13 protein-coding genes are annotated in these 12658 nt (G+C 60.0%); 3 read left to right on the top strand and 10 right to left on the bottom strand.

Going from position 1 to position 12658, the window contains the following annotated elements; translation table 11 throughout:
• Nucleotides 1–18: 18 nt before the first annotated feature.
• The gene (locus KVG96_RS06525) at nt 19–678 is read right to left on the bottom strand and encodes a winged helix-turn-helix domain-containing protein (RefSeq protein WP_217891289.1); all 660 of its coding nucleotides are present in this window, start codon (nt 676–678) and stop codon (nt 19–21) included.
• 303 nt (nt 679–981) lie between these two features.
• Entirely contained in the window at nt 982–1725 is a 744-nt protein-coding gene (locus tag KVG96_RS06530; RefSeq protein ID WP_217891290.1) for a winged helix-turn-helix domain-containing protein, read from the bottom strand.
• A 536-nt stretch (nt 1726–2261) separates the two neighbouring features.
• Here KVG96_RS06530 and KVG96_RS06535 point away from each other — a divergent pair.
• Complete coding sequence (locus KVG96_RS06535; RefSeq protein WP_217891291.1) at nt 2262–3092, top strand: undecaprenyl-diphosphate phosphatase; 831 nt, start codon at nt 2262–2264, stop codon at nt 3090–3092.
• Nucleotides 3093–3136: 44 nt separating this feature from the next.
• Here KVG96_RS06535 and dusA read toward each other — a convergent pair whose 3' ends face one another.
• On the bottom strand, nt 3137–4132 hold the full coding sequence (gene dusA, locus KVG96_RS06540) for a tRNA dihydrouridine(20/20a) synthase DusA (RefSeq protein WP_217891292.1): 996 nt from the start codon (nt 4130–4132) through the stop codon (nt 3137–3139).
• Nucleotides 4133–4386: 254 nt separating this feature from the next.
• Complete coding sequence (locus KVG96_RS06545; protein WP_217891293.1) at nt 4387–5766, bottom strand: AlbA family DNA-binding domain-containing protein; 1380 nt, start codon at nt 5764–5766, stop codon at nt 4387–4389.
• A gap of 525 nt (nt 5767–6291) precedes the next feature.
• Here KVG96_RS06545 and KVG96_RS06550 point away from each other — a divergent pair.
• Together KVG96_RS06550 and KVG96_RS06555 are read left to right on the top strand one after the other, a co-directional pair.
• Nucleotides 6292–6654 carry a DUF6124 family protein gene (locus KVG96_RS06550; protein WP_217891294.1) on the top strand — a complete coding sequence of 121 codons (363 nt, stop codon included), beginning with the start codon at nt 6292–6294 and terminating at the stop codon, nt 6652–6654.
• Between the two features lie 141 nt (nt 6655–6795).
• Entirely contained in the window at nt 6796–7005 is a 210-nt protein-coding gene (locus KVG96_RS06555; protein WP_085584364.1) for a hypothetical protein, read from the top strand.
• 2 nt (nt 7006–7007) lie between these two features.
• Here the strand turns inward: KVG96_RS06555 and KVG96_RS06560 are convergent, their stop codons facing one another.
• The 6 genes from KVG96_RS06560 to KVG96_RS06585 all read right to left on the bottom strand — a co-directional run bounded on the left by KVG96_RS06560 (nt 7008) and on the right by KVG96_RS06585 (nt 12635).
• Nucleotides 7008–7799: a transporter substrate-binding domain-containing protein gene (locus KVG96_RS06560; protein ID WP_217891295.1), complete on the bottom strand. Its 792-nt coding sequence runs from the start codon at nt 7797–7799 to the stop codon at nt 7008–7010.
• A gap of 124 nt (nt 7800–7923) precedes the next feature.
• Nucleotides 7924–8604 (bottom strand): SinI family restriction endonuclease, encoded by a 681-nt coding sequence (locus KVG96_RS06565; protein ID WP_217891296.1) that lies wholly within the window; start codon nt 8602–8604, stop codon nt 7924–7926.
• A 74-nt stretch (nt 8605–8678) separates the two neighbouring features.
• Nucleotides 8679–9608: a copper homeostasis membrane protein CopD gene (gene copD, locus KVG96_RS06570; RefSeq protein ID WP_217891297.1), complete on the bottom strand. Its 930-nt coding sequence runs from the start codon at nt 9606–9608 to the stop codon at nt 8679–8681.
• 3 nt (nt 9609–9611) lie between these two features.
• A complete protein-coding gene (copC, locus tag KVG96_RS06575; protein WP_085584356.1) occupies nt 9612–9986 on the bottom strand; it encodes a copper homeostasis periplasmic binding protein CopC in 375 nt (124 codons plus the stop codon).
• A gap of 50 nt (nt 9987–10036) precedes the next feature.
• Complete coding sequence (locus KVG96_RS06580; protein WP_217891298.1) at nt 10037–10912, bottom strand: copper resistance protein B; 876 nt, start codon at nt 10910–10912, stop codon at nt 10037–10039.
• A gap of 10 nt (nt 10913–10922) precedes the next feature.
• Nucleotides 10923–12635: a copper resistance system multicopper oxidase gene (locus KVG96_RS06585; protein ID WP_217891299.1), complete on the bottom strand. Its 1713-nt coding sequence runs from the start codon at nt 12633–12635 to the stop codon at nt 10923–10925.
• Between the last annotated feature and the right edge of the window lie 23 nt (nt 12636–12658).

A 12658-nucleotide genomic window follows, 5' to 3' on the forward strand; every position in this document is an offset into this window, starting at 1 on the left:
ACATCTGCAAGGCCGTGGTTACGCGACGACTTCCTGAATCAGGCAGTAGCCTCGGTTGCGCACGGCACGAAACAGACGTTCACCGTTGCTGGCGCTCTTGAACTTGTCTTGCAGGCGGCTCAGGCACATCTCCAGTCCGCGGTAGTGCTCAGGCTCCCGGCCGATGCTGAGGATCAGTTCGTCACGGCTGACGACGCGCTCCTCATGGTGCAGCATCTTGCGCACCAGAGCCGTCTCAAGGCCGGTGAGGCTGATCTCCACTCCCTGCTTGACCAATACGCCATGATCGTCGTCCAGGTGCCAGGCCTCGGTGCCGCCGGCGTCGACGTCGATCGTTCGGGCAATGCCGCCGGTGTCCGCCGTCGCGGCCGGATGACTGTGGAACGGGTTGGCCGATTGGGCCGCCAGCCACTCGGATTCGAGGGTGGCCAATATCTTTTGCGTGTCATGTTCGATACTGCGCGCGACATTCTTCCTTGTGACGCTCGGGTAGGTGAACTCCATCAGCATGGGGGCGGAAGAGGGCGACGCAACACCTTCGATGAACATTTGTGCCTGGGACGTGCCGAACGAGTTGAACCGCTCACTGGACAGGATCGATTCAAGTTCACGTTGCGACGAAGTGCTGTGAGTCACGACGACAAAATATTTTCGGTGGAGGGTGGTACTGGTTTCCATGTCTCTCTCCTAAAACTGCACGCCAAAATTTGGCTAAAAGATATTCGGCAGGCGAGTAATGACCACCTTGGCAATAACCATAAGGCAGGGTCTGGGCTCGAAAGTGGCCCTCGAATAGACTTCACTCGATCTGCTGCGTGAAACAGGGCGTTATTGTTATGGTTCGGTGTTGCCACCGCGCTCATGCAATCGACAACTTATTATTGAATTTGAAACATGAATGAAACGACGAGATCCAGGATCTTTATATGGTTGCATCAGACGCTCCTTCGTATGCATGCAAAAAAACGGCTTATCCTTGGTTCAGGCGGTTGAGATCAACCCCCTCATCAGACGGTATCCGTATCCACGGATACTCTGAATGGCGTTTGTACCATACATGTCTTTGATTTTTCCACGTAGACGGCTGATCGACTTCTCCAGCGCCCGGGGGTCGTAGAAATTGGTGTTGAGCCCCATGATGTTGGCGATTTCATCATGGCTGAGTATGTGATTGCCGGTCTGCGCAAACGCTTCCAGGATCTTCATTTCAGCGAAGGAGATGTCCAGCTTCTTGCTGGTGTCGGACAGGCAGATGCGTGTGGGATCCAGCACCAGGTCGATATCCCGTTGCCATTCTTCGCTGTTGAAGAACTCGGCAAGCAGTTCTGCGCTTTCGTCGGCGAGGGTATTGAGCTTGATGCAGAAGTCGGCGCCGGCCAGATAGTACTTGATCTTGTTGAAGGCGCCGCGGCCGGTGAGCACGGCGCAAATGATCGGCTTGAGATTGTCGCTGCGCAGCGCTTCCACCAGCGCCAGGCTTTCTTCGAGCGCCTGGGGGCTGTCGATCACGATGAAGATGGCCCGGTACGAACCGCAATGTTCATGCTGCTTAAATGAGCGGCCGTACGAGTTGGCCTCGATCTCCATGTCGGCCCGCACATGCCTGGCGACCAGCGCACTGAAATGTTCAGCCACGCCACGGGTGCGGGCCAGGGTGAGGACACCTGGCTCGTCGTTTGTCCGGCGTTGGCTTCTAGTGGTCGCCAAGTTCCCTGTAAGCATCATGCATTGACTCGAAAAAGTGCTGACATCGGGATGTTAAAGCACAGTTTCTCATCTGTGACTGACAATTGGTAACATTTGCGCGGATTTTAGACGTGGCTCCCGAGTTTTCTAACAATAACTAAGCTTTTCAAGCTTTTAGTTGATTTTCTCGGAGGGGTGAACTAGTGGAAGAGGGGGCGTTAGATGATGGCGATGTGGAATTGTGCCATCATTTTGTATCTGTGGCGATTTGTTTTTTATGCCCTTTTGCCACTATCTGCCTGTGCATCGATCATTGTTCAAGTGAATGGATAATGTGAGGCGGGTCACATTTTATTGGGCCAAAGCCGATTTTTCTACCCGGGGCCTAAATTTATTTCGATGAATTCGTATCCGGACGATTAATAACATGGCTTGAGTGCGTCTTTTGATAAGGCCTATTCTCCGTCGCCGAGTAGAACAGTCGGGTATGGATACACGAACTGTTTAACATCATAGACGCAATTTCTGAATGCAATCGACGAAGTGCTCTTCAAGAGCGGTCTGACGGAGGATTAATGGATTTCTGGACCTTATTCCAGGTGTTGATACTAGGGGCGGTGGAAGGACTGACCGAGTTCTTGCCCATTTCCAGCACAGGCCACCAGATCATTGTCGCGGATCTGCTGGAGTTCGGCGGCGAACGCGCCATGGCGTTCAACATCATCATTCAACTGGGTGCGATCCTGGCCGTGGTCTGGGCGTTCCGGCCCAAGATCTTCGAAGTCGTCAAAGGCCTGCCGACCCAGCGCAATGCCCAGCGTTTCACCGCGAACCTGCTGATCGCCTTTTTGCCGGCCGTGGCGCTGGGCGTGCTGTTTGCTGACCAAATCCATCATTACTTGTTTAACCCGATCACCGTCGCCGTCGCGTTGGTGGCGGGCGGGGTGGTGATGCTGTGGGCAGAACGGCGGGAACACGTGGTGAGCGTCGATCATGTCGACGATATGCGTTGGTCTGACGCGTTGAAGGTGGGTTTCGTACAGTGCCTGGCGATGATTCCGGGCACTTCCCGCTCCGGGTCGACCATCATCGGTGGCTTGCTGTTCGGCCTGTCGCGCAAGGCCGCCACCGAGTTCTCGTTCTTTCTGGCGATGCCCACCATGGTCGGTGCGGCGGTGTACTCGGGCTACAAGTACCGCGAACTGTTCCAGGCCGGCGACCTGCCGGTGTTCGCCCTGGGTTTCGTGATTGCCTTCATCTTCGCGATGATCGCCGTGCGCGGGCTGTTGAAGTTCATTGCGAACCACAGCTACGCGGCGTTCGCCTGGTATCGGATCGCCTTCGGTCTGCTGATCCTGGCGACCTGGCTGTTCGGCTGGGTGAACTGGACCGCTGCGGCGGCCTGACACCTATTCGGCCAAGTGGAGCGATCCGCCTGGCCAAACAGTTTTCAACGTCCTTCGAGCAGCCCGGCGGCTTGGTCCAGCAGCGCCAGCGGATCCTTGGCCTTGTGGATGTCCACCGACAGCAACTGACGAAACTTGCGCGCCCCCGGAAACCCGGTGCCCAGCCCCAGCACGTGGCGGGTGATGTGGTGCATCGCACCGCCGGCCAGCAGATGCTCGGCGATGTAAGGCCGCAGCTGCGCCAGTGCTTCGGCGCGGCTGATCACCGGCGTCTGGCTGCCGAATAGTTGTTGATCCACCTCGGCCAGCAGGTAAGGGTTGTGGTACGCCTCGCGGCCCAGCATCACGCCGTCGAAGGTCTGCAGATGCTCGTGGCAGGCCTCCATCGTCTTGATCCCGCCGTTGAGGATGATCTCCAGCTCCGGAAAATCCGCCTTCAGCCGCGCCGCCACGTCATAGCGCAGCGGGGGAATGTCACGGTTCTCCTTCGGCGACAGCCCTTCCAGAATCGCAATCCGCGCATGCACCGTGAAACTGGTGCAGCCGGCGTCACGCACCGTGCCGACGAACTCGCACAGCTCTTCATAACTGTCCCGCCCGTTGATCCCGATCCGGTGCTTCACCGTCACCGGAATCGACACCGCATCACGCATCGCCTTCACGCAATCGGCCACCAACTGCGGATGCCCCATCAGGCACGCGCCGATCATGTTGTTCTGCACCCGGTCGCTCGGGCAGCCGACGTTCAGGTTCACCTCGTCATACCCATGCGCCTGCGCCATGCGCGCGCACGCCGCCAGATCCAGCGGCACACTGCCGCCCAACTGCAACGCCAACGGATGCTCCGCCTCGTTGTGCCGCAGGAAACGCTCGTGATCGCCGTTGAGCAACGCACCGGTGGTGACCATTTCGGTGTAGAGCAGAGCATTCTTCGACAGCAGGCGTAGGAAGAACCGGCAGTGACGGTCGGTCCAGTCCATCATCGGCGCGACGGAAAAACGACGGGAGAGCGGAGCGGGTGCGGCGGTAATCGGGGACATGGGCGGTTCTGGAGTGGGTGGGGCTGGGAGGTGGGGGAGTTTATCAGGAATGGGGGAGCTTGGTTTGGAGGGGGGCACTCAGGGGGTATTTGATGCTCTGGAGGCTGTTGGATGCCTCAAGCAGCAGCCATTGAAACAGATTTCCATTTTTTTGCTCTTCGTTTTTTTGATCCTATGTTGGTTTCATCCAGTGTGAAATTTATTATAAAAGCGGTAAGTATGTTTTTGGGAAAAACACCTACCGCTATCGTATACTAATATTTATTATTCAGCTGCTCTCTCGCAATTTCTTCGATGACGGTCTTCGAAAGACGCATTCCGTTAAACGAGCTAAAGAGGTCGCCAACTATGTCAGGAATTAGTGATGGTATTGATGAGGGCGCAAGGTCAAGCGGGATGTTTGTGTGGCTAATTATTTCGTCGTCGCCACATATTCTTCCGGGAGAGATGTAGCGTGCTGGATTGTATGCGCTTAGTTGTCGTCCTGCTAGCCCACTCCAACGAAATGCAAATTCAAGAGTTGTATCGGTAGCTGGAAACTCCATAGAGTTGGCGAAAGAAATTGCCACGGATATAGCTTCCGCTACTCCGTTAATTACAAGGTCTATTGAGAAGAGTTCGTTGGGGTTGTTACCGTTTTTGATGGCGATTGCGTCATCCAGTAAAATACGAGCGTGATAGAAACTGCCTGGGGGCTCTACTCTCCAGAAATCTAAATGGGGAAGGATAAATGAGCCGATATAATCCTCAATCAGCACCTCCCATCCTCCAGAGCGAGTTCTTGGTCTATCACTAGGCTTTGAAAAACCACGTGTATCCATCCATAAAGGCCATCCAGAGTGATGAGGGTTGGCGTACATAAATGATGATAGAAAATCATCATCGGCTCTAATCCCTTGGCGTACCTCCGCGCTGTTGATTATGAATGCGTACTCAACCCGTCCTATACCCAGATCTTTTGCATCGTCAGACTTTGGAATCTCTATAAATCTTTGACGGCATTGGTTTAGGAATGCATCAACTGCTGTTATTTGTGATTCTACTGGTTCGCCGCTTAATTGCTTGAGCAAGCTGGGGATGTCTATTCCTGTAAGGTGCCGTCTTACAAAATTTCCGATATCTGCTTCTCTGTTGTCAAAGCATACGTTCATAATCTGCGGCCAATCACTGAACAGTGCTGCAGCAGTGCTTGGCGTGTTGTTGGCACCTAAGGTTCTAACGTAGACCGTGTCCTTTTTTACTAACTCTTTTGGCGGGGTGCTTTGGTCTAGAATTCCAACTTTAGCAGCTACGGGAGTGCGAGTTCCGGGCGGAATTACTATGAATGGAAAGCGTACTCCCTGGAATTTTCCAAATTTGACTGATATTTCAAAGGTCTCTGAGGAGTGTCGAGTTATTAGGGCTTGGATCGTATCTTGGTGAAAATGGTTGTCTAAGTTTTTTGGTGCGTCAGAGGTTAGCGGGACGCCTTCGTCAGAGATTCCAATTCCCAAGTGTCCACCGTTAAAGTTTCGAAGAGCAATTGCAGCTTTAACAATCTTTGCTTTCCCCTCTGGGGTAGAGGGGTCGATCCAAGATTTTAGTTCGATGTTTAAGCTCTCGCGGGGTGCTAGTAAAAACTCATCTAAATCCATTTTTTTATCCTTTAAGTGTTGCTTGATCTATTTGTGCTCTTTCCGATGGAAAAGATAATAGTACGAAAAGGAAGGTGGATCTATTTTCTAGATTTGTGCGACGAAAAGGATAAATTGTCCTGCCTGGATCAGTTTTGCCTATATGGCAGGACGGAGATTTCAACGTCGCTCGTCAGGCTTGTTTAAAGAACCATCGAGCCGTAATCCCACCCCTACACCACCTTGCACCACCCCCTACACCTAAGCCAGAATCCGCCGACTTGTGCGTCTAGATCACGGGTTTTATCGTTCCAGGGTCGCTGAAAACCAGTGATCGGGTTTGGTAGCCCGTTTCGTTTCTAGATGTGCAGTGTCCCCATGTGCAGCCGCTTTTTCAGGGCTTCGATTTCATGGTGGTCATGCGTGGGGCCCATCCGTGGGCGCCGGGTTCTAGTGCGACCGGTCTACCAACCCGCGTATGGCCGCCACCCTCGTTTGGTAGCGAGGTTGATGGCTTCCCTAATGTTCGCGCTAGAGGTTCCATCCATGATCAAACCAACACCCAACCCACCCCTCACCGACCCCGCATCCCCCTACGAATCCATCGATTCCAGAAAACTCAACGAAGCCGCCGAACGCGCCCTCGACCATTACCTCAACCCCGCCGCGCAGATCATGGGCGCCCCCCATGAATCGGAACCCATGTACCTGGCCAACCCGGTGTACGACACCGAATCCCTCCTGGCCAACGCCAGTGAGAACCTCGGTTCGGCGTCGGAGATGCTCAATAACTTCGCCGCCGTGCTGGGCGCCGGGCAGCGGCGGATGGCGTTGGGCATTGCGCAGTTGGTGATGTTGAGCGAGGTGGCGGTGAATCAGGCGCTGGATAACGTCGAGCCGAAGACGTAATTCAGGGCCACCTGTCGCCGATAGGGCAGGACAGGGCGGCAATGCTGAACCCCGGCTGTCGAGCCGTGAAGTTTCATGTTGCCGCCCGCCGCAGGCGCCTAGGATGGGAGCGACAAGACCGCATCCCAACGGAGCCCAGCCATGCATGCCCGACTTATTCACGCGCTGTTGATCGTCGCCGCCGTTTCAGCCCTGAGCGCCTGTTCGGGCGGCGGCATGACCACCACCACGTGCTTCTCCGCCGACTGCCAGTCGCTGGACGGCCGTAACGCCAACACCCTGAAGTTCGGCGGGAGCAGCATCGGCAACAACTTCAACCAGTACAGCTCGGGCCTGCTGCACGACGATTGAGGTCACGGCGCCGTGGGCGCCGCGATCCATTCGCCCAGCACTTTCTGGTATTTGCCGGTCACCTTGCTCAGGTGCAGCCACTGGTCGACGTAGAGTTTCCAGCTGATGTCGTCGCGGGGCAGCAGGTAGGCCTTTTCGCCGTACTGCATGTACTTGTCCGGGTTGACGGCGCACAGGCCCGGTTTGAGTTTTTGCTGGTAACGCGCTTCGGACGCGTCGGTGATCATCACGTCGGCCTTGTTGTCGAGCAGTTGCTGGAAGATCGTCACGTTGTCGTGCAGCGCCAGTTGCGCCTTGGGCAGGAAGGCGTGGACGAAGGCTTCGTTGGTGCCGCCGGCGGGTTCCACCAGGCGCACGCCGGGCTGGTTGATCTGTTCGACGGTCTGGTACTTGGCCTGGTCGGCGCAGCGCACCAGCGGGATCTTGCCGTCGACGTCGAGGGTGTTGCTGAAGAAGGCCTTTTTCTGCCGCTCCAACGTCACCGAGATGCCGCCCATGGCGATGTCGCATTTGCCCGCCAGCACGTCCGGCATCAGGGTTTTCCAGGTGGTCGGCACCCATTCGGCCTTGACCCCGAGGCTGTCGGCGAGGGTGCGGGCCATGGCGATGTCGATGCCTTCGTAGTCGCCGTCTTCGCGTTTGAAGGTGTAGGGCTTGTAGTCGCCGGTGGTGCAGACGCGCAGCCGGCCCTGTTGCTGGACGCTGTCCAGGTGCGAAGGGGTGGGCTCTGCCTGGGCGACGCCGGCCAGGGTCAGCAGGCCGCAGAAGATCATCCGTGTGGTTGGGGTGGTCATGGGCGAGGGGCTTCTGTGGGGAGTGGAGGTGGACGCAGTGTAGTGCGAGGGTGGGCCAGAATGGGCAGGCATCCATGAAAAAGGGCGATCTTGCGGATCGCCCTTTGGTTTTGCGGCCGGTGGATTACGTCGGGTTGTTCGAGGTCATCTGTTGGACGACGTAGGCCTGGAAATCCTGCTCGGACAACTGCGGCGCCAGTTGCGTGTCCGGGAAGTTGTGCCAGTTGGAGCCTTCCTTGCGGGCGAACGTGCGGTGCCATTTGAGGATGTTCGTGCCTTCGCGCACGGAGCGCGAGGACGAGTTCTCGGAGTTGTCGCGGTTCTTGATCTGGAGGATTTTCCAGTCGCCGGAGCCGTCGTCCGCGCGCTTGATGAAGTCGGCCTTTTTGGTGGTGTAGCCGGAGCACTGCACCCAGCCGGTGGGTTCGGCCTTGCTGGCGATGTAGTCTTCGAGCAGGTCGCCGGTGAGGTTTTCGGCGGCCATGGCGATGGCATGGGCGGTCTGCATCTTCTGCAGCTCTTCGGGCGCGAAGTTGCCGTGCGCGCCCATGATCACCGGGATGATCGGGTCTTGGACGGTTCTGGGCAGTTTCAGCTGTTTGGCGGCGCGGCCGTCGGAGAACTTCTGCGCCAGCCGGCCGATGTAGGCGTTGCTGCCCAGCGGCGCCGCTTTGGTGGCCTTGGGGGCGAACTCGGGGTTGGCGCTGAGGAACTCGACGACCGTGGCGAACGGGTCGACCAGGTCCGGGTTGACGTCTTCCATGGCCGCACGGGCGGCGGCTTGGGCATTGGCTGGGAACGGCATGCGGTGTCCATACATCGTGGAGGGTGCGGCGTTGATATCACTTTGATGTTGTTTTGTACAACACCTGGATCCAATCACTGTCCCTCTATTGCGGGGCTCAGCGTCCCCAGCCACGCCACCAGACCCACGATCACCAACGCAATCCCCAACTCCACCGCCACGCTGCGGCGCAGTGCGTTCGCCGCCACCCGGTGCTGTCCGTCGCGCAGCGACCGCTCCAGCAACGGCCCGAGGTGGAAGCGGTTCAGCACCGCCAGCACCAGCATCCCGGCAAACAGGAACACCTTGACCGCCAGCAGGATGCCGTAGGCGCCGAGCAGGATATCGCCCAGCGTCGGGCCGACGATGAACAGGTAGTTCGCCACGCCGGTGACCGTGAGCGTCGCCACAATCACCGCGCCTACCCATTCGAAGCGTTTGACGGCAAAGGCTAGAAGCCGAAGCCGCGCTTCGTCGAACCGGGCATCGGTGCGCGCCATCAGCACCAAAGCGAGCAGGGCGCCCAGCCATGCGCCGGCGGCGAGCAGGTGCAGGATGTCGCTGAGCAAGTGCCAGACGCGGCGCGACCCTTCGTCCATCGCGCCGTGCCCGCTCCAGGCCAGCGAGGCGAGGGCGACGGCGCCGGCCAGCGAGGCGATCCACAGGCTCAGGCCGGGCCTGCGCGAATGGATCGTCAGCGCCAGGCCCACCAGCGCCAACGCGCCGACCCGCACCGCCCACGCCATCCCCACATCGGTTTCGCGCAGCATCATTTGCAGGTGCGGCCACAGGGCGGCGAGGTCGGTCTCGCCGCTCATGCTGCGGGTCACCATCACCAGGCCGGCCACCGACAACAGAACGCCCGATGCGGCCAAAAAAGCCAGCATCGGGCGCAGCGCCAGCACTGCGCCGGAGCGCCGCTGTTCGCCGCGAAGGCTGTACACGCCGAACGACGCCACGCCGAACACCAGCAGCAGATCCCCATACAACGCCAGGCGCAGCAGGCCGTTGATCAGCGCATCCATCGGTCACTTCACCTTGAACGTGACGTTGCCGGTGATCGGGTGGGTGTCCGACGACACGGCGCGCCACTGCACCTGATAGGTGCCGGCGGGCAGCGGTGCCAGCGGGGTGACCAGCATGGTCTTGGGGTCGCTGCCGGCGCTGATCCGGGCCTTCATCGGCATGGGCGAGTGGGCCATGCCGGGCATTTCGGTCATCACCAGTTTGGCGCCGGAGAACTGGGTCGTCAGCGGCTCGGAGAAGCGCAGTTCGATCTTCTCGGGGGCGGCGCCGTCCGCGCCTTCGGCGGGGGTGGACGACAGCAGTTTCGGGTGGGCCAGGACCTGGGCGCTCAGCAGCAGTCCGGTGGCGAGTACGACGGCGGTTTTGATGGTGCGCATGCAAGGCCTCTTTCCGCTCGGGGCGGTGTTTTTTGGGATGGGTGAAGGGGTCAGAACCACAGCCGCACGCCGAGCACCAGGCGCGTTTCGCTGCGGTCTTCGCCTTCCTCCCGTGCGAAATCGGCGGTGTTGCCGTAGGTGCGGTTCCAGGTGACGCCGATGTACGGCGCGAATTCGCGGCGGATCTCATAGCGCAGGCGCAGACCGGCCTCGGTGTTGGCGAGCCCGGCGCCGAGGCCGCGCTGCGGGTCGTTCTGCCCGTAGACGTTGAGTTCGGCGGTCGGCTGCAGGATCAGGCGGTTGGTCAGCAGAATGTCGTAGTCGCCCTCCAGCCGGATGGCGCTCTGGCCGCCCTCGCCGAGGAACGCCGTGGCTTCGGCCTCGAAGTTGTACAGCGCCATGCCTTGCAGGCCGAACGCGGCCCAGGTCTGCGGGGCGCCGGGCTTGAAGTCCTGGCGCACGCCGCTGACCACGTCCCACCACGGCGAGATCGCATGGCCCCAGAGGGCCTGGAGTTCGGCGTCTTCGGTGCGGCCGTTGCTGCGTTCGCCCTCGGAGCGCAGCCACAGGCGATCGGTGTCGCCGCCGATCCAGCCGGACACGTCCCAGGCCAGTACGCTGGCGTCGTCGGCGTCCTGCCATTCGAGCTTGTCGGCGAGGAAGTAGGTGTGGACGGCACTGTTATGCACCTTGTGCCCGCCGGGGCTGTTGAACACGGCGGCGCGGTCGGCGTCGGTCAGGGCCGGGATCGGCGTGCGGCTTTCGGTCGGCGCGGCGGGCTGCATGCCGCCGTCGTCCATCGTCTGCAGGGTGGAAGCGTCCATGCCGGGCATCTGGCTGTGGTCCATGCCGGCCATGTCGCTGGCAGCCATGGCCGTGGACAGGGTGCCGGTGAGCAAAACGGGTAACGCTGCGAATCGGATCATGGTCGGCCCCTCATTCTTCCACGCGGACTTCACGAAACATGCCCATTTCCATGTGGTACAGGAGATGGCAGTGGTAGGCCCAGCGGCCGAGCGCGTCGGCGGTCACCCGGTAGCTGCGGCGGGTGCCGGGGGGCATGTCGATGGTGTGCTTGCGCACCTGGAAGTCGCCGTTCCCGTCCTCCAGGTCGCTCCACAAGCCGTGCAGGTGGATGGGGTGGGTCATCATGGTGTCGTTGACCAGCACCAGGCGGATGCGCTCGCCGTACTTCAGGCGCAGGGGCTCGGCGTCGGAGAATTTCACGCCGTTGAACGACCAGACGAACTTCTCCATGTGCCCGGTCAGGTGCAGTTCGATAGTGCGGCCGGGGTCGCGGCCGTCGGGGTCCTCGAAGGCGCTGCGCAGGTCGGCGTAGGTCAGCACCTTGCGCCCGTTGTTGCGCAGGCCCAGGCCCGGGTCGTCGAGTTTCGGGGCGGTGGTCATGGCTTGCATGTCCACCAGCGGGTTGTCCTTTTCGCTGGCGGGGTGCGCCTGCATCGGGCCCATGCCCATGGCCGAATGATCCATGCCGGCCATGTCGTCCATGCTCATGCTGCCGTGGTCCATGCCGCCCATGCCCATGTCGTCCATGGTCACCAGCGGCCGCGGATCCAGCGCCGGCACCGCCGCCGTCAGGCCGGCGTGGGTGGCGAGGGTGCCGCGGGCGTAGCCGGTGCGGTCCATGGCTTGGGCGAACAGGGTGTAGGCCTCGGCGACGGGCTCGACGATGACGTCGTAGGTTTCCGCCACGGCGATGCGCAGCTCATCCACCGTGACCGGTTTGACGTGCAGCCCGTCGGCGGCGACCACGGTCATCTTCAGCCCCGGGATGCGCACGTCGAAGTAGGTCATGGCCGAGCCGTTGATCAGGCGCAGGCGCAGCTTCTCGCCGGGGCGGAACAGGCCGGTCCAGTTGACGTCGGGCGCCTGGCCGTTCATCAGGAAGGTGTAGGTGGCGCCGCTGACGTCGGCGATGTCGGTGGGGTTCATGTTCATCTGCGCCCACATCGTGCGGTCGGCGACGGTGGCGCCCCAGCCCTTGTCGCTGACGTCGTGGATGAAGTCGGCGACGGTGCGCTTGTGGAAGTTGTAGTAGTCGGACTGCTTCTTCAGGGTCTTCATCAGGCTGTCCGGGTCTTCGTCGGTCCAGTCGCTGAGCATCACCACGAAGTCGCGGTCGTAGCGGAACGGCTCCGGTTCCTTGGCGTCGATGATCAGCGGGCCGTAGACGCCGGACTGTTCCTGGAACCCGGAATGGCTGTGGTACCAGTAGGTGCCGTTCTGCCGCACCTTGAACCGGTAGACGTACACGCCGCCGGGCTCGATGCCGTGAAAGCTCAGCCCCGGCACGCCGTCCATGTCGGCCGGCAGCAGGATGCCGTGCCAGTGGATCGAGGTGCTGTCCTTGAGCCGGTTGCGCACGCGCAGCGTCACGGTGTCGCCTTCGCGCCAGCGCAGCAGCGGGCCGGGCAGGCCGCCGTTGATGGTCATGGCGGTGCGGGGAGAACCGGTGAAATTGACCGGGGTCTCGCCGATGAACAAATCGAATTCGCTGCCGCTCAAGGCGTTGGGCAGGCCCGCGTCGCCCAGCGCCCAGACCGGCGTGCGCCACAGCCCGAGGCCGCCGAGCAGCCCGCCGGCGGCCAGTCCCTTTACGAAAGTGCGTCTGGAGGTGTTGGAATGCATGCCCTGAATATCCCCGTCGAGCC

It is taken from the genome of Pseudomonas ekonensis, assembly GCF_019145435.1.
Taxonomy (GTDB): domain Bacteria; phylum Pseudomonadota; class Gammaproteobacteria; order Pseudomonadales; family Pseudomonadaceae; genus Aquipseudomonas; species Aquipseudomonas ekonensis.